The organism is Bradyrhizobium sp. AUGA SZCCT0160 (genome assembly GCF_018130105.1).
Taxonomy (GTDB): domain Bacteria; phylum Pseudomonadota; class Alphaproteobacteria; order Rhizobiales; family Xanthobacteraceae; genus Bradyrhizobium.
The window spans coordinates 486487-506133 of the sequence record NZ_JAFCMD010000002.1; the positions used below are offsets into that span (position 1 = coordinate 486487).

The following is a 19647-nucleotide window of genomic DNA, read 5'->3' on the forward strand; positions in this document are numbered from 1 at the left end:
TGCCTGGAGCGTGTTCGCTCTCTTGCCCGGCCGTCCCGGAACCGAATTTCATTGTGAAATTCGGCGGTCCTTGGGCCGGATCGCGGCGCGTTTGCCCCAAATCCGGGGCAGTATGTTTCGGCAAGCCGGGGCAGTGTGTTTCGCCGGTTACAGGCACGGATCAGCCATGCGGGCAGGGACTTTCACGCGCTTGTGTGATAGAGAAAAATTTGGCATGGTCGGGAGTTAGGACAGCATCACTGTCTCAATTGTGGGCATTCCCGGCACAGGGATTGCAACGAAAGCCTGGCGGCCTCGAGCTCCAGGCAAGTACAGGCAAGGCCGTTCCTCAGGGACGTTGAACGCCCAAGCCTGAATTTAGGAAATCTCGGCTCGCGGCGGACGAGCGGTGGCCCGGTGGGTGCCGCAAGCGCCCAAGGTGCGCCGGTGACAGTTAAGGCCCTTGACCTGATTGAGAGGACTAAGATGAGCGGGTCGGAATTCGAGCGCGAAAACATCGTGACAGAAACGCTGTCGGCGACCGCTATCTCGAAACCGGACGACGCCGCGTATCATACCGAGCCTCAGCGCGAGTGGAGCTGGCGTCCGCCGGCTGAAGGCCTCTACGATCCGAGCCTCGAAAAGGATTCCTGCGGCGTCGGCTTCATCGCCAATATCAAGGGCCGGAAGTCGCATCAGATCGTCGACGACGCGATCAACATTCTCTGCAACCTCGAACATCGCGGCGCCGTGGGCGCCGATCCGCGCGCCGGCGACGGCGCCGGCATCCTGGTGCAGATCCCGCACGCGTTCTTCGCGCGCAAGGCCGCCGAGATCGGCTTCAAGCTGCCGAAGCCCGGCGAGTATGCGATCGGTGCGTTGTTCCTGCCGAAGGAGACGGCGTGGCGCAAAGTCATCCAGAGCATCATCGCCGACCAGATCAAGAACGAAGGCCTGACGCTGCTCGGCTGGCGCGACGTGCCGACCGACAATTCCTCGCTCGGCGAAACCGTCAAGCCGACCGAACCATCCTGCATGCAGGTGTTCATCGGCCGCAACGGCGCGACCAAGACCGAGGATGATTTCGAGCGCCGGCTCTATATCCTGCGCAAGTCGATCTCGCAGGCGATCTATCAGCGCCGCGATCGCGGCCTTGCCGGCTATTACCCGGTCTCGATGTCGTGCCGGACCGTGATCTACAAGGGCATGTTCCTCGCCGACCAGCTCGGCAAGTATTATCCCGATCTGCACGAACCGGATTTCGAGAGCGCGCTGGCGCTGGTGCATCAGCGCTTTTCGACCAACACCTTCCCGGCCTGGTCGCTGGCGCATCCCTACCGGATGATCGCCCATAACGGCGAAATCAACACGCTGCGCGGCAACGTCAACTGGATGGCGGCGCGGCAGGCCTCGGTGCATTCGGAACTGTACGGCAAGGACATCTCCAGGCTGTGGCCGATTTCTTATGAAGGCCAGTCCGACACCGCCTGTTTCGACAACGCGCTCGAATTCCTGGTGCAGGGCGGCTACTCGCTGCCGCACGCCGTGATGATGATGATTCCGGAAGCCTGGGCCGGCAACCCCCTGATGGATGAGACGCGCCGCGCCTTCTACGAATATCACGCCGCGATGATGGAGCCGTGGGACGGCCCCGCCGCGATCGCCTTCACCGACGGCCGCCAGATCGGCGCAACGCTGGACCGCAACGGACTGCGGCCGGCGCGCTATCTCGTTACCAAGGACGATCGCATCGTGATGGCGTCCGAAATGGGCGTGCTCAAGATCCCCGAGGACCAGATCATCACCAAGTGGCGGCTGCAGCCCGGCAAGATGCTGCTGGTCGACCTCGAACAGGGCCGCCTCATTCCCGACGACGAAATCAAGGCTGATCTGGCCAAGAGCCACCCCTACAGCGACTGGCTGCATCGCACCCAGATCCAGCTCGAGGAATTGCCCGCCGCCTCGAGCAAGGGCATGCGCTCCAACCTGCCGCTGCTCGACCGGCAGCAGGCGTTCGGCTATAGCCAAGAAGACGTCACCATCCTGATGACGCCGATGGCCTCGACCGGCGAAGAGGCCGCGGGCTCGATGGGCAACGACACCCCGATCTCGGCGCTGTCGGACCGGCCGAAGCCGCTGTTCACCTACTTCAAGCAGAACTTCGCGCAGGTCACCAACCCGCCGATCGATCCGATCCGCGAAGAACTTGTGATGAGCCTGGTCTCGATCATCGGGCCGCGGCCGAACCTGTTCGACCTGCAGGGCCTCGCTTCGACCAAGCGTCTCGAAGTGCGCCAGCCGATCCTGACCGACGCGGATCTGGAAAAGATCCGCTCGATCTCCGACGTTGCCGACAGCCATTTCAAGTCGCGCACGCTCGACACGACGTTCCATGCCGGCTTCGGCGCGGCCGGCCTCGAACAAGTGCTCGACGAACTCTGCGCGCGCGCCGAAGGCGCGGTGCGCGAAGGCGTCAACATCATCATCCTGTCCGACCGCATGGCGGGCTCGGACCGGATTCCGATCCCCTCGCTGCTGGCCTGCGCCGCCGTGCACCATCATCTGATCCGCACGGGCCTGCGCACCTCGGTCGGCCTCGTGGTGGAATCCGGCGAACCGCGCGAAGTGCATCACTTTGCGTGCCTCGCCGGCTATGGCGCCGAAGCGATCAACCCGTATCTGGCGTTCGAAACCATCATCGCGATGAAGGACCGCCTGCCCGGCTCGCTCGACGATTACGAGATCGTCAAGCGCTACATCAAGTCGATCGGCAAGGGCCTCTTGAAGGTGATGTCCAAGATGGGCATCTCGACCTACCAGTCCTATTGCGGCGCGCAGATTTTCGACGCCGTCGGCCTTAAGGCAGATTTTATCGCCAAGTATTTCGCCGGCACCCATACCCGCGTCGAAGGCGTGGGTCTTGCCGAAATCGCCGAGGAGACCTGCCGCCGTCACAGCGATGCGTTCGGCGACGCGCAGGTCTACAAGACCGCGCTCGATGTCGGCGGCGAATATGCCTACCGCACCCGCGGCGAGGACCACGCCTGGACCGCTGAATCGGTCTCGATGCTGCAGCATGCCGCGCGCGGCAATTCACTGGAGCGCTACAAGGCGTTCGCCAAGATCCTCAACGAGCAATCCGAGCGGCTATTGACGCTGCGCGGCCTGTTCCGGATCAAGTCCGCCGAGGACGAGAAGCGCAAGCCGATCAAGCTCGACCAGGTCGAGCCCGCCAAGGACATCGTCAAGCGCTTCGCTACCGGCGCGATGAGCTTCGGCTCGATCTCGCGCGAGGCGCACACGACGCTGGCGATCGCGATGAACCGGATCGGCGGCAAGTCCAACACCGGCGAAGGCGGCGAAGAGGCCGATCGCTTCAAGCCGATGCCGAACGGCGATTCGATGCGCTCGGCGATCAAGCAGGTCGCCTCCGGCCGGTTCGGCGTGACGACGGAGTACCTCGTCAACTCCGACATGATGCAGATCAAGATGGCGCAGGGCGCCAAGCCCGGCGAAGGCGGCCAATTGCCCGGCCACAAGGTCGACGCCGTGATCGCGCGCGTCCGGCATTCGACGCCGGGCGTCGGCCTGATCTCGCCGCCGCCGCACCACGACATCTATTCGATCGAGGATCTGGCGCAGCTGATCTACGACCTCAAGAACGTCAATCCGGACGGTCAGGTCTCGGTCAAGCTGGTCTCCGAGATCGGTGTCGGCACCGTGGCCGCCGGCGTTGCCAAGGCGCGCGCCGACCACGTGACGATCGCAGGTTTTGAGGGCGGCACCGGCGCGTCGCCGCTGACCTCGATCAAGCACGCAGGCTCTCCGTGGGAAATCGGCCTTGCCGAAACCCACCAGACGCTGGTGCGCGAGCGGCTGCGCAGCCGCATCGTGGTGCAGGTCGACGGCGGCTTCCGCACCGGACGTGACGTCGTGATCGGCGCGCTGCTCGGCGCCGACGAATTCGGCTTTGCCACCGCGCCCTTGATCGCGGCCGGCTGCATCATGATGCGCAAGTGTCATCTCAACACCTGCCCGGTCGGCGTCGCAACGCAGGATCCGGTGCTGCGCAAGCGCTTCACCGGCCAGCCCGAGCACGTCATCAACTACTTCTTCTTCGTCGCCGAGGAAGTCCGCGAGATCATGGCCCAGCTCGGCTACCGAACCTTCAACGAGATGGTCGGCCAGACCCAGATGCTCGACCAGTCCACGCTGGTGGCGCACTGGAAGGCCAAGGGCCTCGACTTCTCAAAACTGTTCGTGCGCCAGAAGGAGCAGCCCGGCCAGAAGATCTACCACGCCGAGAGCCAGGACCATCATCTGGAAGCCGTGCTCGACCGCCGCCTGATCGAGAAGGCGCAGGCCGCCATCGACCGCGGCGCGCCGGTGAAAATCGACGAGGAGATCAACAACACCGACCGCTCGGCCGGTGCGATGCTGTCGGGCACGCTGGCCAAAATCTACGGTCATGCCGGCCTGCCGCTCGACACCATCCAGGTCAGCCTCAAGGGCACCGCGGGCCAGGCGTTCGGCGCCTGGCTGACGCGCGGCGTCACCTTCGAGCTTGAGGGCGAAGGCAACGACTATGTCGGCAAGGGCCTGTCGGGCGGCCGCATCATCGTCAAGCCACCGCGCAATTCCGGCATCGTGCCGGAAGAGTCCATCATCGTCGGCAACACCGTGATGTACGGCGCGATCGAGGGTGAATGCTATTTCCGCGGCATCGCCGGCGAGCGCTTCGCGGTGCGTAACTCCGGCGCGGTCGCGGTCGTCGAAGGCGCCGGCGACCATTGCTGCGAATACATGACCGGCGGCATCGTTGTGGTGCTGGGCAAGACCGGGCGCAACTTCGCAGCCGGCATGTCCGGCGGCATCGCCTATGTGCTGGACGAGGCCGGCGACTTCGAGAAGCTGTGCAACCTCTCCATGGTCGAGCTCGAGCCGGTGCTGTCGGAGGAACTGATCAACGCCGGCACCTATAATCACTCCGGCGATCTCGAAGCGCATGGCAGGGTCGACGTGTTCCAGAACTTGCTCGACTCCGACGTCGAGCGGCTGCACGTCCTGATCACGCGCCACGCCAAGCTGACCGGTTCGAAGAGGGCGGAAGAGATCCTCGCCGACTGGAAGACCTGGCTGCCGAAATTCCGCAAGGTAATGCCGGTGGAATACCGCCGCGCGCTGAAGGAATTGAAGGCGAACGCCGACGCCGAGCCGAAAATCGCGATCGGGGCGTAGACTGGGCGACGCCGTCGTCCTGAGGTGCCCGAGCGAAGCTCGGGCCTCGAAGGACGGCTGGGACGACAAATTTATCCTTCGAGGCGCGCAAGAGCGCGCACCCTGGGGATGACGAGCACGATGAAGACGACGAAGCTTAAGTTGCAGGAACGTTGGGTTTAATGGGCAAGATCACAGGTTTTCTGGAAATCGACCGGCACGACCGCAAATATGCGCCCGTCGCCGACCGCTTGCAGCACTATCGCGAATTCGTCATTCCGCTGAGCGAGAAAGACACCCGCGACCAGGCCGCGCGCTGCATGAATTGCGGCATTCCCTATTGCCACGGCACCGGCTCGGTTCAGCCGGGCACGCCGGGCTGCCCGGTCAACAACCAGATCCCTGATTTCAACGACCTCGTCTATCAGGACAATTGGGAAGAAGCCTCGCGCAATCTGCACTCGACCAACAATTTCCCGGAGTTCACCGGCCGCATCTGCCCGGCGCCGTGCGAGGCGTCCTGCACGCTCAACATCGACGACAACCCGGTCACCATCAAGACCATCGAATGCGCGATCGTCGATCGCGCCTGGGACAATGGCTGGCTGAAGCCGGAAATTGCCCCCAGCAAGACCGGCAAGAAGGTCGCGATCGTTGGTTCCGGGCCTGCGGGCCTTGCCGTCGCGCAGCAGCTCGCGCGCGCCGGCCATGACGTCCATGTCTACGAGAAATTCGCCAAGGCCGGCGGCCTGCTCCGCTACGGCATTCCCGATTTCAAGATGGAAAAGCACATCATCGACCGCCGCGTGGCGCAGATGGAAGCCGAGGGCGTCACCTTCCACTACGGTGTCCATGTCGGCGGCTCTTCGCCGGGCGCGATCGATCCGCGCGAGTTGCATCGGCAATACGACGCGGTGGCCCTGACCGGCGGCGCCGAAGCCGGCCGCGATCTGCCGATCCCGGGCCGCGACCTCGACGGCATCCACTTCGCGATGGATTTCCTGCCGCAACAAAACCGCCGCGTCTCCTCCGAGCCGCTCGGGGCGGCCGCGGACATCCTCGCCGGCGGCAAGCATGTCGTCGTGATCGGCGGTGGCGACACCGGTTCGGACTGCATCGGCACGTCGTTCCGGCAGGGCGCGAAGTCCGTGACCCAGCTCGAGATCATGCCGGCGCCGCCCGAGCACGAAAACAAGGGCCTGACCTGGCCGAACTGGCCGTTGAAAATGCGAACGTCATCGAGCCAGGCCGAAGGCGCCCGCCGTGAATTCGCGGTGCTGACGCAAAAATTCTCGGGCGTCGACGGCAAGGTGCAGAAGCTGCATTGCGTGCAGGTCAACGAAAAATTCCAGCCGATCGCCGGCACCGAATTCGAACTCGACGCGCAGCTGGTGCTGTTGGCGATGGGCTTCGTGCATCCGGTCCATGACGGCATGCTGAAGACGCTCGGCGTCGACCTCGACCAGCGCGGTAACGTTCGCGCCAACCTGACCGACTACCAGACGTCAGTGCCGAACGTGTTCTCCGCCGGCGACATGCGCCGTGGCCAGTCGTTGGTGGTGTGGGCGATCCGCGAGGGGCGCCTCTGCGCCCGCGCCATCGACCAGTATCTGATGGGATCGACCACACTGCCGCGGTAAGCGGAGCCGGCCGCAATTGAACGGCAAGGAATCAAAAATGGTGCAACGTGCCCTCGCACACTGCACCATTCTTGAAGATGTCACTTTTGCGGAATGTCGGTGTTACGGACAGACCCGAACGCCAGCAACATAGTAGCAGGCGGAGTAGCCGCCGCCGTAACCATAGCCACGGCCACGACCATAACCGCGACCCCGGCCACGGTAACCGTGGTGGTAACCGCGGTGACCGCGACCGCCGCGGCTGGAACCTCGGCCGCGGCCTCCGCCACGATTACCGCGCTGCGCGTACGCAGCCGTCGTCGATCCTCCAACCATCAGCGCCGTCACACCGACGATGCTGAAACAATAAATGCCAACGAGAATAATCGTAGCCAGTGTTCGCGATAAAATGCTGCGAGACGCGGTCTTGCGCTGGGCCATTGAGACTCCTTCTGTAAGGCGGACAGAGTGGGGCTGCTTTGCTCCGCGGTCAAGCGCTAGTGGGTGTGACACTGTCACACAACCGATTAGCAGTGTGTCATAGTTCCCTGCCTCGACTCGAGCACACAAGCGAAGAGATAAAGCCTAGTGCTGCAGACGCACGCCGAGCATGACGATGGTGGCGGCGGTGCTGTTGCCGGGGAGGTTTGAATCCAGCCAATCGCGGCGGACCGTGCCCTTGACCCAGAGATTGCGGTTCATCTTGTAGATGAGGTCGCCGGACACCGTGTAGATCTTGTCCTTGCGGTTGTCGCCCTGGTAGTCGAGCGTGCCCCAGGTGAACTTGCCGATCGCGGTCAGCCAGCGGCGGAAGTCATGGTCGACTTCAACGGTGTAGATGTGCGTCAGCACGCCGGATACGCCGGGCAGCGTGGTCTCGGTGATCGTGGTGTCGGAATAGAATTTGGCTGTTGTCAGCGGTGTCGCCGTCCAGGTCAATGAAGCCGAGGTCAGCAGGCCTTCGAGGCGGTTGAGGCGGCTGTCGACATAGTCGCGCGCGGCGTAACCGACCGCGATTTCGCCGGTGAGCAGCCGCGAGAATTCGAAACTGGTGCCGCCCTTGACGTAGCCGCCGGTGGAATCGCGCGCGAAGCCGCTGCGGTCGAGTCTCAGATCATGCACGCGGCTATCGGCCTGCGCTTCCACGAACGGCTTCAAGCCCGGCATCAGATCGTAGCTGACGCGGCCGACACCGCCGAACTGGTTGAAGTTGCGATCGTCGTTGCTGGTCGAGGTGCCGTCGGTGAGCTTGGAATAGGTATAGGCGGTGCGGTCGACGGTGGCGCCGCCGGAAACCTGCAGGCGGTTGAAATTCTGGTCGAAGCCGAAGGTGCCGCCGAACGTGGCATAGACCGGATATCTTTGCAGGCCGGCCTGAATGTTCGGACTGCCCGGATTGTCGGTGGCGAGACGCAGCCGCGCCTGCGCGAGCAGCCGCGTGTCGCGCGAGACGTCGAGACGGCCGTCGACATGACCGGTGAAATCCGGACGATCGACCACGACCGGCGCCGGTGAAACCGTGCCGTCGGCCGGCGGCGGAAAGGTGTTGCCGTAGCCGGTGAACGATCCGCGCAAGTCCGCCACCACCGCGTGGCGCTCCCAGTCGGACATGACGAGGAGTTCCGGCGCGATCACATAGAACGGCGAGCCCTTCTCATCGACGGTGCGGCGCGGGTTGGTGTTGTAGCCGCCCGAGAGTTCGAGCGCCGATTTGATCAGGAAGCTGCCGGCGTAATCGCCGACCGAGCCGAACGGATCGTCATCGATCTTGAGCCGCTTGCGTGCAGGCTGGCCCACCACCGTGCCGGCCATCGCGGGCGGGATCGGGGCCTTGTTGGCGGTCTGCGACGGCGGAATCGAAAGCCGCAGCGGCGTATTCGACAGCAGCGGCGGACGGCTGCCGGGTCCCGGCGGCGGTTTCGGCCGGGCCTGGCCCGGATAATATTTCGGCTTCTGAAGCTTGCGGTTGAGCGAGTCGTAACCGGAGCTGGAGGCGCCGCTGGCGGCGGGCAGGCCATAGCGCGGGATCGCCCCGATGCGCGACGGCGCGGGCTTCTCCTTGTCGCGAACCCGGGCGTCGTTGGCCTCGTCGCTGGTTTTGTCGTTGGCCTCGGCACTGGTCCGGCGCAGCGGCGAATCAACCGGCATCAGCTGGCTGCTGCGGGTCGGGCTGAACAAGTCAGGCGTGACGGTCTGGGCCTGCGCCGCGGTCCCCGTGAGGGCTATCAGCGCAAGGCATAGCAATACCGCGCGGAACACTGTCGCGCGCCTGCTTTGGCCCCTTACTGGACCTGCCATCACGATGAAAATACTCCAACAACGTCAGCTACTTATTCGACGCATTCCGAGCGCGCGGGGAAAACGTCGTTAATGGAGTTAAAACAATTATGGTTAATGACCCGTTGAGAGCCGGCGGCCCGCGTCGCATCGCCAAATCGGCCGTGCTAAGGAGGGGTCCGGGGGCTTTGCCCCTCCTCCCTGGATTTGAGACATGGCCAAGCCGAAACCGCTGATGGCAAAATCATCCGGCACCGATCATGCGAACGCCGCCATCGAGTCGGCCCTGCGCACGCTCGATGTCGAGGCTGGCGGCATCGCCGCCATCACGGCGGCGCTGCAGTCCGACCTCCGCGCGCCGTTCGCGGCGGCCGTCGATTGCATCGGCAACGCCAAGGGCCGGCTGATCGTGACCGGGCTCGGCAAGTCGGGCCATATCGGCCGCAAGATCGCCGCGACCTTTGCCTCTACCGGCACGCCGGCCTTCTTCGTCCATGCCGCCGAAGCCAGCCACGGCGATCTCGGCATGATCACCGCTGACGACGTCATCCTGGCGCTGTCATGGTCCGGCGAGCAGCCGGAGATGAAGAATCTCATCACCTATGCCACCCGCTTTTCCATTCCCCTGATCGCGATGACCGCGGACCGGGAATCGACGCTGAGCAAGGCCGCCGACGTCGCGCTGACCTTGCCGAAGGCGCGCGAGGCCTGCCCGCATAATCTGGCGCCGACCACCTCCTCGCTGATGATGCTGGCGCTCGGCGACGCGCTGGCGATCGCGCTTCTGGAAGGCCGCGGCTTCACCTCGGTCGATTTCAGCGTGCTGCATCCCGGCGGCAAGCTCGGCGCGCTGTTGAAATACACCCGCGACCTCATGCATGCTGGCGACGCGGTGCCGCTGAAGCCGCTCGGCACCAAAATGTCGGATGCGCTGGTCGAGATGTCGTCGAAGGGCTTTGGCTGCGTTGGCATCACGGACGGTCGCGGCCATATCGTCGGCATCGTCACCGACGGCGATCTGCGCCGCCACATGCGGCCCGATCTGATGACCGCCACCGTCGACGAGGTGATGACGAAGAATCCCAAGACCATCGGCCGTGACCTGCTCGCGGGCGAGGCGCTGGAGATCCTCAACTCGTCGAAGATCACCGCTTTGATCGTGACCGACGCCAGCAAGCCGGTCGGCATCGTGCATCTGCATGATTTGCTGCGCGCGGGCGTGGCCTAGGCCCAAGGGGACTTCGTAGGGTGGGTTAGCGAAGCGTAACCCACCGAACCACGACGCACGAAGATGGTGGGTTACGCCTTCGGCTAACCCACCCTACAGGCGTTCGCCGGGGCGACATCTCACTTCGGAAATCGCGCCGCCGTCTCCTCCAGCGGCAATGCCAGCGCGTTGGCCAGATATGACACCGTGCGATAGAAGCCGCAGAGCTGGATGATCTCGACGATTTTCGCGTCGTCATAATGCGCCGACAGCGCCTTGAACTCGGTCTCATCAAGCGTCGCGCGGTCGTGCAGCGCGTCGGCGGTTGCGATCAATACCTGTTCGGCTTCCGACCAGCAGGCGGCCTTGGCATCGCCGAGCACGGTAGCGCGGACCTGTTCGGCGGTCAGGTGGGCGGCTTCGGCAAACGTCGTGACGTGCACGCCCCATTCGTACTCGCAAACGGTCCGCGCGCAGGTGCGGTCGATCACGATCTCGCGTTCTCGCAAGCTGAGCGGGCCGCGATCCAGCAAGCTGCCGGCGCGAAACTTCTCCCAGGCGCGGGGCTGGCCGGCCATCACCCGGAACAGCATCAGCGGCGGTGCGCCGCGCATGATGCGGTCGAATTGCCCCTGAATCTCGGGTGGATAAGGCGGCTGCAGCGGCGCGATCCGGGGCGCGGTCTGTGACATCGTTCACTCCTGTGCTACAATAAATGTAGCAACACGCTACAATATCTGTAGCAGCTCGCAAGAGGCTTCCCGATGCCGAAACAGGCCCCTGTTATGAAGAAACGCGCGGTCCGCGGCTCCCGCACCGGCCGGCCGGTGATGGCGCTGCTCGACCTGCTCGGGCGCCGCTGGACCCTGCGCATCCTGTGGGAGCTGCGCGAGGGAGCGCTGACCTCGCGCGCGCTGCGCACCGCCTGCGACGAGGCCTCGCCGACGGTCATGCAGACCCGGCTCTCCGAACTGCGCGAGGCCGGCCTGATCGAACTGCTGCCGGGCGATGGCTATGGCCTGACCGGGCTCGGCCTCGAATTGAACGAAACCTTCCTTCCTCTCCACCGCTTTGCGGAGCGGTGGAGCAAGCAAATCTAGGCCACCGCCACCGTCAGGCTCGCCCCATCGGCCTGCACGACCTTGACGCGGCTGCCGGCCGGCACATCGGGGCCCGCGACGCGCCAGATCGTGTCGTCGATCCGCACCGTGCCTGTGCCACCAACGATCGGTTTTTCCAGCGTGAACTCCCGGCCGATCATCGCTTCGGTCCGCCGGTTGAGGAACGGGTTGCTCTGGCTGCTGCTGCCGGCGCTCTTGGCAAAATGCCGCCACGCCGGCACCGACGCAGCCGCGAACGCCGCGAACATCAAGAGCTGCGCCTGCCACGACGGATTGATCGCAAACGACACCAGGCCGACCATCAGCGAGGAAAGACCGAGCCAGAACAGGAAGACACCCGGCGCCAGCAATTCCAACGCCATCAGGATGAAGCCGAAGATCAGCCAGTTCCAGGTGCCCAGGGTAGCAAATATGTCGGCCATGACACGACCTCTCTATCAACTCGTGCGATCCATCAACGCTTCGCTCGGCACCCTAAGAGCGAGCTTCGCTCGTCTCGACCCCCGCAAGCGCGGGAGAGGGAAGTCCCTCACCGCTGCGGCGAGAATGGTGACGGCGGCGGTGGCGGTGGCGGCGTGGCGGGACCGGTGCTCGGCACCGAACCACGCCGCGCGACTGCCGCGGTAGCCGCGTCACCGAAGGTCGCCTTGGCGATCTCGCCGATGCCGGCCAGCGAGCCGAGAATGCTGGTGGCCTCGATCGGCAGCATGAGGATCTTCTGGTTCGGCGATTCAGCCAATTGCCCGAACGCCTTGATGTATTTGTCGGCGATGAAGTAATTCAGCGCGGCAACGTCGCCCTTGGAGATGGCTTCGGAAACCATCTGCGTCGCCTTGGCCTCGGCCTCGGCGGAACGCTCGCGCGCCTCGGCGTCGCGGAACGCGGCTTCCTTGCGGCCCTCGGCCTGCAGGATCTGGCCCTGCTTGGCGCCCTCGGCGCGCAGGATCTCCGACTGCCGCTGGCCTTCGGCCTGCAGAATGTCGGCGCGCTTGACGCGCTCGGCCTTCATCTGGCGACCCATGGCTTCCACAAGGTCCGCCGGCGGCACGATGTCCTTGATCTCGATGCGGTTGACCTTCAGCCCCCACGGCGACACCGCGGCATCGACCACGCGAAGCAGCCGCTCGTTGATCTCGTCGCGGTGCGACAGCACCTGGTCGAGGTCCATTGACCCCATCACCGAGCGGATGTTGGTCATCGTCAGCACGATAATCGCCTGCTCGAGATGGGCGACCTCGTAGCTGGCCTTGGCGGCGTCGAACACCTGGAAGAACGCGACGCCGTCCACCGTCACGGTGGCGTTGTCCTTGGTGATGACTTCCTGCTCGGGAATGTTGATCACCTGCTCCATCATGTTCATCTTGCGGCCGACGCGGTCGAAATAGGGAACGATGATGTTCAACCCCGGCGACAGCGTGCGGGTGTATTTGCCGAACCGTTCGATGGTCCAGTCATAGCCTTGCGGCACCGTCTTGACGCCGGCGAACAGGGTCACAATGACCAGCAGCAAAAACGCAATCGCGAAAATGTCGAAACCAGTCATGAATTCCCTCCAAAACCGGCAAGACCGTTGCCGGACGCGGTCGTCCATATGTCTGCCGGATGCCACCGCCGGTTCAGCCCGGCTGTTCTCTAGCAATGGTTACGTAGGGAGCCGTTTGACGCCCGCCAGATGTATGCTGTCTGACCAGGAAAATATCAAATCCAGCCTTGGAGCTCGCGCAACACGAGCTGGCGGATCACGTCCATGCCGGGCTCGGAGTCGTTGAGGCAGGGGATCGCCGCGAACTGCTCGCCGCCATTGTGTTTGAAGATTTCGGCGTTTTCCTGCGCGATCTCTTCCAGCGTCTCCAGGCAATCGGCGGAGAAGCCGGGGGTCACCACGGCAATGCGCTTGACACCATCCTTCGCGAGCTGCGCGATGGTCTTGTCGGTGTAGGGCTGCAGCCATTCGTCGAAGCCGAAGCGCGATTGAAATGTAAGCAGCAGTTTGGAGGCATCAAGCCCCATGCGTCGGCGCAACGCGTCCGTTGTTGCGATGCACTGCGCCTGGTAGGGATCGCCCTTGTCGACATACTTTTGCGGCATGCCGTGAAATGAGGCGACGATCAGTTCGGGTTGGAACGCCAAGGTCGCCAGATGCGCGTTGATTGAGACCGCCAGCGCGTCGATGTAATCGGGGTCGTCATAATAAGGCGGCGTCACCCGCAATATCGGCTGCGCGCGCATGCCGGCCAGCACGCGGAAAACCTCGTCGCACACGGTGGCCGAGGTCGCCGCGGAATATTGCGGATAGAGCGGCACGACCAGGAGACGGTCGCAGCCTTGCGCGGTCAGGGCATCGATGCGCGAGCGGATCGACGGATTGCCGTAACGCATCGCCCAATCGACCACGACGTGGTCATGGTCCGCGATCGCCTCCGCCAGCTTTTCGGCCTGCGCGCGCGTGATGGTCTTGAGCGGCGATTCGTTCTTCTCGACGTTCCAGATCTTCCGGTAGTCGCGCGCCTTGCGGCGGGGACGGATGCGCAAAATGATGCCGTTGAGGATCAGCTTCCAGCGCAGCCCCTGGTCCTCGATCACGCGCGGGTCGGAGAGAAATTCCTTGAGGTAGACCCGCACGCCCCTGGTATCGGCCGTATCGGGCGTGCCGAGATTGACCAGCAGCACGCCGACACGCTCCGGCTTGGCTTCCGGCGCAGGCTTCGCACTTCCTATGGGAACGACCACGGTCATGATTTCCGTGGCTTCGCGCGTTGCACCATCCTTGTCAAGACAAGCATCGGTTCGATACGCTGAGGTCTTGCCGCGGGCGGGAGGAACCATGACGGTCGCCGAATGGTGCGTTTTCGGAACGCTGTTGCTGTACTTGCTGACGATCGCCTCGGTCAAATGGATCGGGTTTCGCCGTTTCGACAATGCCAGGCCCCGCGACCCCGATTTCTACGAGGATCCGATCCGCGCCCGGGCGCTGGGCGCCCATCAGAACGGCATCGAGGCGTTTCCGTTTTTCGCGGTCGCGGTGCTGCTCGCCGAGTTTCGCCTCGGGCCGCAACACCTGATCGACGAGCTGGCGGTGTTGTTCCTGATCGTGCGGATCGCCTATGTCTTCACCTATCTCGGCAACCGCCCGACGCTGCGCTCGATCCTGTGGTCCATCGGCTTTGCGATCAACATCGCGATCTTCTTCCTGCCGGCGGTCAAGGGGTATTTGCCGGGGTAGTACCATCTCTCGTCGTCCCGGCCTTGAGCTCAGATGCGCAATTGCGCATCGGGGGACCCATACCGCGGGATCTTTCGATAGAGGCGCGGTAGCAGAGACCATTCGCAAAACTTCTTCCTGTGGTTATGGGTCCCGGCTCAAGGCCGGGACGACGGTGGTGTTTGTGGTTGCACCATCATCCAAACGCAGTTTCGCATTCTCGCGACGCAATGCGCCCGAGCTTTGCCAGAAACTTCCCGCCCTCTCATAGAGAGGGCGCAGGGAAGACCGGGTGCGCGCTGCACCCGCGGTCCCGTGTGCGGTTAGCACAAGAAATGCTGCACACGAGCATACAGGGCAGCGGAGAACACCCGGCCTTCCCTGCGCAATGGCTTTACGGCTTATGCCGTGATCTCCCCGGAGACGAGTTCTTGGTTGACTCCGTCGTTGTCGTTCAGCTCTCGCCTACCCGACAGCTTGACACCTGCAACGGGTGCCAGGACCACACGGTTTTGCCGTACGCTTATCCACGCCGTCGTCGAGGCGTAAACCAGCGTCCACCGCAACCCGTCCAACGTCCGTGACGACGGCCGACGCCCTTCTGACCAGGACGGGATGGCCAACACATACGCCTGATTTGCCTTCTGGTAAACAGAACTATTTTTTATTTAGGGGCTTGACATGATTTCTGAAACTCAGAACTGATCTGCCCGTCGGGTTGTTTTGCCGCAGGCATGGCTGCCTTAGCCGCATTGGTCGGCGGCAGCCATCCTGGGGCACCCTCAGTTCACATTGAACCTTCAAGCGGCTGGATCGCACCAAGGCTGCATCAGCGCGGCTCGCTCCAAGGCGACGGGGGAGATTTCATGTGATGGATACTGTGATGGATAGTGCCGTACAATCCCGCCGGTTCAGCATTATCGGCAGCGTGACAGGCCTGTTGGCGCTGCTGGTCTCGGCGCTGACGCAATTGGTGCCGGGGGTCTATCTTTCCGGGCTCGTCGGTCAGGCGACCTGGAACGAGGTACTCTCAACGGGGGCGGCCGCGCTCGGCGTGATCGCCATCTCTTTCGCCGTCGTCGCAATCATCATGAAGGAAGGAAAGCTGCTGGCAGGTATCGCGGCCGTCCTCGGCTTCGCAGCCATCGCCGTCCAGATATGGTGGGTTCTGCTCATCCTGGCGATCGCAATCATCATCATCAACTCGCTATAATCCTGAACGCGCAGGATGGGGTGGGGATGAAAGTGCAGTCCGCCGTTCGAACGATAAAATGCACCGTTACCGTAACCCCTCGCATGAAATAGACCCCTACGCGGTTCCGGCAAAGACGCCCGTTATCTAACTGCACCGAATACCGAACCTTCGAAGTGCCGCCAAAAGGCTTTCGGACTCAAATGGTTTGGAGAGGAATACCAATCGTTCATCATGCGCAAATCTGCGACGAACGCTGTCGTCGGCATAGCCGGTCGCCAGGATGATCGGCAGATCAGGTTGAACTGCGCGAATATCCGCAACCAATTCGTCACCCCGCCGGTCTGGCAATCCAAGGTCGATAATTGCGCCGGCAAGCTCGCCGTGCTCAGCCCGAAATTTCGTCAACCCCTCCGAGGCGCTTGCAGCCCCCAGGACGACGCATCCCGCGTCAACGAGAACGTCTGCGAGAAACATTTGGACCAGGAATTCATCCTCAACCACGAGAATGCGCGTCTCCCGCTGCTCCCGTTGACGATCCAGCAATTCACGAATTCGCGTTGCGAGCGCGGCGTAGGTGAAGGGCTTGTTGAGCAATTCAATCTCGGCATCAAGCCTGCCCTCGTGGACCAAGGCGCCGGCGGCGTAAGCCGTTGTCATCAAGACTTGAATAGAGGGGCGGTTTGCCCGAGCGCGTTCCGCCAAAACTCGGCCATCCATGCCGCCCGGCAGCCCAAGGTCGGTAAACAACAGGCAAATGTCATTCTCGCGGGTAAGGATCTCAAGCGCGGACCGTCCGTCAATGGCTTCAAAGACCCGATAACCCAACTCGCGCAGGCTATTGACCGTGTAGCTACGAACGTCCGCTTCGTCCTCGACGACGAGAACTGTCTCGCCTTGTTTGGCGCGCGGCGCATCCGCGGCCGCCTGCGGCTCCGCGACAGGAGTCCAGGTGGGAACAGCGGCATCCATGACCTTCGGCAGATAAATTTTGACTGATGTGCCGATACCGGGTTCGCTGTAAAGCTTCACGTGACCGCCGCTCTGCCTGACAAACCCATAGACCTGGCTCAACCCCAAACCCGTCCCGCGCCCGCCAGCCTTTGTCGTGAAGAACGGCTCAAAAACCTGCTTGAGCACATCGGGCGTCATCCCCATTCCCGTGTCTGTAACGGAAATGAGAACATAGGGCCCACTTGCGATATCGGCGTTGACTGTCGGATGCTCGGAATCGAGTTCGACGTTGGACGTTTCGATCACAAGTTGCCCACCCGACGGCATCGCGTCGCGTGCGTTGACCGCAAGGTTCAGAATCGCCGCTTCGAGTTCTGTGGGATCGATTTCAACGTTCCAAGGGTCTTTGATCAATCCGGTCCGCACGACGATCTGCTCGCCGAGTGTGCGCTGGAGCAAATCGGACATCCCGGAAACGAGACGGTTGACGTCAAGCAACTGGGGTTCGAGCGGTTTCCGCCGCGCAAACGCCAGCAATTTCTCCGTGAGCTTCGCGGCCTGTCGTGCGCCCCGGTTGGCATTTTCCAGCGCGCGCGATAACGCAGGATCAGTGGCAGCAAATCGACGTTGAGCGCTCTCCAGATTGCCCAGCACGACCGTCAGAAGATTGTTGAAGTCGTGCGCTATCCCCGCCGTCAGCAGTCCGACCGCTTCCATTTTTGCCGAATGTCTCAGACGTTCCTCGGTGGCCTTGCGGGCCGAGACATCCCGAAGGCTTGCAAGGCGGACCGGCTGACGATCCCAGGTCGTATCAACAATCCGTATTTCCGCGTCAATTTGGTCGCCGTCCGGCTTGTGGATGGCGATTTCAGCTGTGTCTCCGGCGATAAACGGTATTCCGATCGGACGCCCGATCAATAGCTCGGCCTGCCGCCCGAAAATCTGCTCTGCGGCGGGGTTCGCAAACAGCACGGTTCCGTTCTCGTCAATCACAATGATCCCGTCGGCATTTTTCTCGACAAGGAATCTAATCTCGGCTTGATCGATGCCGCTGCGGGAATTGGCATCCGCACTATTCATGGTATCGACCTTGCCGCCTGTTCACCGCTTCATCGTGCAATATCATCACCGGTGAACACGTTTGGCGCGGTTTTGAAGGACTCGCCAAAGTGCATGCCGGCGCTGTCGATTGTGAACTTCCGAATTTCCTTGGCATGCTCGCTGCCTCGCATCTTTAGCACCATAAGACCTCTATTCATGGTGTTCTGCTCCTGGATGTAGCGCAGCAAGATGATGGAATCGGTCAAGGTCGAGATGTGCTGCTCGCTGACGCTCTCACCACCGATGAGGGATTTGCTGGTGGCGGTACAGAGCCCGGCAATTTCCCGCTTCTTGATGAAGGAGGTAAGGCTGATCAGAAATTCGCGGAACCCGGTATCCGGGGCGATCCGCTCCAACGCGGAGAGGCTGTCCACCGCAATGCGGTTCGGCTGGAATTCGTCGACAAGGCTCTGGATGGTGAGCAGATGATCCGGCAGCCCCTGCGCTTCAGGATAGAGACAGACGATTTTGAGTTTTCCCGCAGCCTCCATCTGAGCAAAATCGGCGCCCCAACCGCTCGCATTGCGGAAGAGCTGGCCTTTGCTTTCCTCATACCCAAACAGAATGGCCTTCTCTCCGGCGACTACGCCGCCGGCGAGAAAGTTGGTGACGAGCAGGGTCTTGCCGGTGCCTGTTGCACCGCTCACCAGCGTCACGCTGTCGCGAAAAAAGCCGCCCCCGCACATTTTGTCGATTTCAGAATTTCCACTTGTGACGCGCACCGTGCTTGATTGCTGTTCCAGGCGAAGCGAGGAAAGCGGGACAGCGACGACGCCCTGGTTCGCCAGCAGGGTAAAGGGTGCCTCACCTTCGGCGTGATGGCTGCCGCGCATCTTGAGGACCTCGATGGTGCGGCGACGCTTTTCGCGATAAAGGACGTTGCGCAAAATAACGACGTTGTCTGCAACGAACTCTTCCAGGCGATGTCGCGTGATCTCTCCATATTCACTATTGCGTTCCGCCGTCATGAGCACCGTAAGGCCGGACTTTTTGAGGGCGCTGCTGATATGAAACAGCTCGCGACGCAGTATCTTCGGGTCGCCGATAAAATGGTCAAAAAGTTGAGTAAGCGAATCCAGAACGACGCGCTTGGCGTTTACGGTCTTGACTGCATGCTGAACGCGAGAGAGCAAACCAACCAGATCGAAATCGCCGATAATCAATTCATCGCTTGCCGGCGGACTGGCATCGACAAATCCCAGGCGCCCGTCTTTGCGCCATTTCGCCAGTTCCCAGCCAAATCCCCGCATATTGGCTTCAATATCCGCCGGCGGTTCCTCGAACGTTACAAGCACGCCATTCTCACCAAAAGTCGTAATTCCGTGTGCGAGAAATTGTGTCGCGAAGACCGTTTTGCCGCTTCCAGGCGTGCCACCAACGACCGTGGTTCGAGCGCGAGGCAACCCACCCATAACCAGTTCATCGAAGGCCTGAACGCCGGTCTGAACCCGATCCAGCACGGCAGCAATGTCGGCATCCTCTGTGGTCATGCTTTTGTTCCTTCAGATTCGATTCCGAGAAAATCGAGGACCCTCTCCACGTCGCTGAGATCACCGATTATCCGCCGCGGGCGAACAGGGTGTTCAAGAGCGAGTGTCGGCGTGGCGATGATCGCAGCTTGCTCGGCGAGTTCCGGATTCTTGAGCACATCGATAATTTCGACGGCCAGTCCGTCGCGCGCCTTCGCGACGTCTCGCAGGCGCCGCAGATTCTGCTCCGCTCGGCGAGAGGTCGCTGACGGTCCGGCGATGTAGAGTCGAAGCAAGAGGTTGGTCACG

14 protein-coding genes are annotated in these 19647 nt (G+C 62.4%); 6 read left to right on the top strand and 8 right to left on the bottom strand.

Annotation, left to right across the window (positions count from 1 at the left end):
- Positions 1-465 precede the first annotated feature (465 nt).
- Entirely contained in the window at positions 466-5217 is a 4752-nt protein-coding gene (gene gltB, locus JQ558_RS05950) for a glutamate synthase large subunit (protein ID WP_212293077.1), read from the top strand.
- A gap of 161 nt (positions 5218-5378) precedes the next feature.
- Complete coding sequence (locus tag JQ558_RS05955) at positions 5379-6836, top strand: glutamate synthase subunit beta (protein WP_212293078.1); 1458 nt, start codon at positions 5379-5381, stop codon at positions 6834-6836.
- A 564-nt stretch (positions 6837-7400) separates the two neighbouring features.
- Here JQ558_RS05955 and JQ558_RS05960 read toward each other — a convergent pair.
- Positions 7401-9113 (bottom strand): outer membrane beta-barrel protein, encoded by a 1713-nt coding sequence (locus JQ558_RS05960; protein WP_212293079.1) that lies wholly within the window; start codon positions 9111-9113, stop codon positions 7401-7403.
- 193 nt (positions 9114-9306) lie between these two features.
- On the opposite strand from JQ558_RS05960, the gene JQ558_RS05965 reads away from it, so the two are divergent.
- A complete protein-coding gene (locus JQ558_RS05965) occupies positions 9307-10320 on the top strand; it encodes an SIS domain-containing protein (protein ID WP_212293080.1) in 1014 nt (337 codons plus the stop codon).
- Between the two features lie 119 nt (positions 10321-10439).
- Here the strand turns inward: JQ558_RS05965 and JQ558_RS05970 are convergent, their stop codons facing one another.
- The gene (locus tag JQ558_RS05970; RefSeq protein WP_212276541.1) at positions 10440-10991 is read right to left on the bottom strand and encodes a carboxymuconolactone decarboxylase family protein; all 552 of its coding nucleotides are present in this window, start codon (positions 10989-10991) and stop codon (positions 10440-10442) included.
- 72 nt (positions 10992-11063) lie between these two features.
- Between JQ558_RS05970 and JQ558_RS05975 the strand changes: the two genes are divergently transcribed.
- Complete coding sequence (locus JQ558_RS05975; protein ID WP_212293081.1) at positions 11064-11399, top strand: helix-turn-helix domain-containing protein; 336 nt, start codon at positions 11064-11066, stop codon at positions 11397-11399.
- Here JQ558_RS05975 and JQ558_RS05980 read toward each other — a convergent pair.
- The 3 genes from JQ558_RS05980 to hemH all read right to left on the bottom strand — a co-directional run bounded on the left by JQ558_RS05980 (position 11396) and on the right by hemH (position 14156).
- Positions 11396-11842, bottom strand: a complete 447-nt coding sequence (locus tag JQ558_RS05980; protein ID WP_212293082.1) for an NfeD family protein — start codon at positions 11840-11842, stop codon at positions 11396-11398. The two genes, JQ558_RS05975 and JQ558_RS05980, sit on opposite strands and share 4 nt — an antisense overlap.
- Positions 11843-11949: 107 nt before the next feature.
- Positions 11950-12963: an SPFH domain-containing protein gene (locus JQ558_RS05985; RefSeq protein WP_212211487.1), complete on the bottom strand. Its 1014-nt coding sequence runs from the start codon at positions 12961-12963 to the stop codon at positions 11950-11952.
- 155 nt (positions 12964-13118) lie between these two features.
- Entirely contained in the window at positions 13119-14156 is a 1038-nt protein-coding gene (hemH, locus tag JQ558_RS05990) for a ferrochelatase (RefSeq protein ID WP_212293115.1), read from the bottom strand.
- 88 nt (positions 14157-14244) lie between these two features.
- On the opposite strand from hemH, the gene JQ558_RS05995 reads away from it, so the two are divergent.
- Together JQ558_RS05995 and JQ558_RS06000 are read left to right on the top strand one after the other, a co-directional pair.
- A complete protein-coding gene (locus tag JQ558_RS05995; protein ID WP_192738169.1) occupies positions 14245-14643 on the top strand; it encodes an MAPEG family protein in 399 nt (132 codons plus the stop codon).
- An 862-nt stretch (positions 14644-15505) separates the two neighbouring features.
- Complete coding sequence (locus JQ558_RS06000) at positions 15506-15835, top strand: hypothetical protein (RefSeq protein WP_212274542.1); 330 nt, start codon at positions 15506-15508, stop codon at positions 15833-15835.
- A gap of 126 nt (positions 15836-15961) precedes the next feature.
- Here the strand turns inward: JQ558_RS06000 and JQ558_RS06005 are convergent, their stop codons facing one another.
- The 3 genes from JQ558_RS06005 to JQ558_RS06015 are packed head-to-tail and all read right to left on the bottom strand — an operon-like array spanning position 15962 to position 19646.
- Positions 15962-17848, bottom strand: a complete 1887-nt coding sequence (locus JQ558_RS06005) for a response regulator (protein ID WP_212293083.1) — start codon at positions 17846-17848, stop codon at positions 15962-15964.
- 29 nt (positions 17849-17877) lie between these two features.
- Positions 17878-19359, bottom strand: a complete 1482-nt coding sequence (gene kaiC / locus JQ558_RS06010) for a circadian clock protein KaiC (protein ID WP_212211490.1) — start codon at positions 19357-19359, stop codon at positions 17878-17880.
- Entirely contained in the window at positions 19356-19646 is a 291-nt protein-coding gene (locus JQ558_RS06015) for a circadian clock KaiB family protein (protein ID WP_212211493.1), read from the bottom strand. The genes kaiC and JQ558_RS06015 overlap by 4 nt, the downstream gene beginning before the upstream one ends.
- Position 19647: the final 1 nt, after the last annotated feature.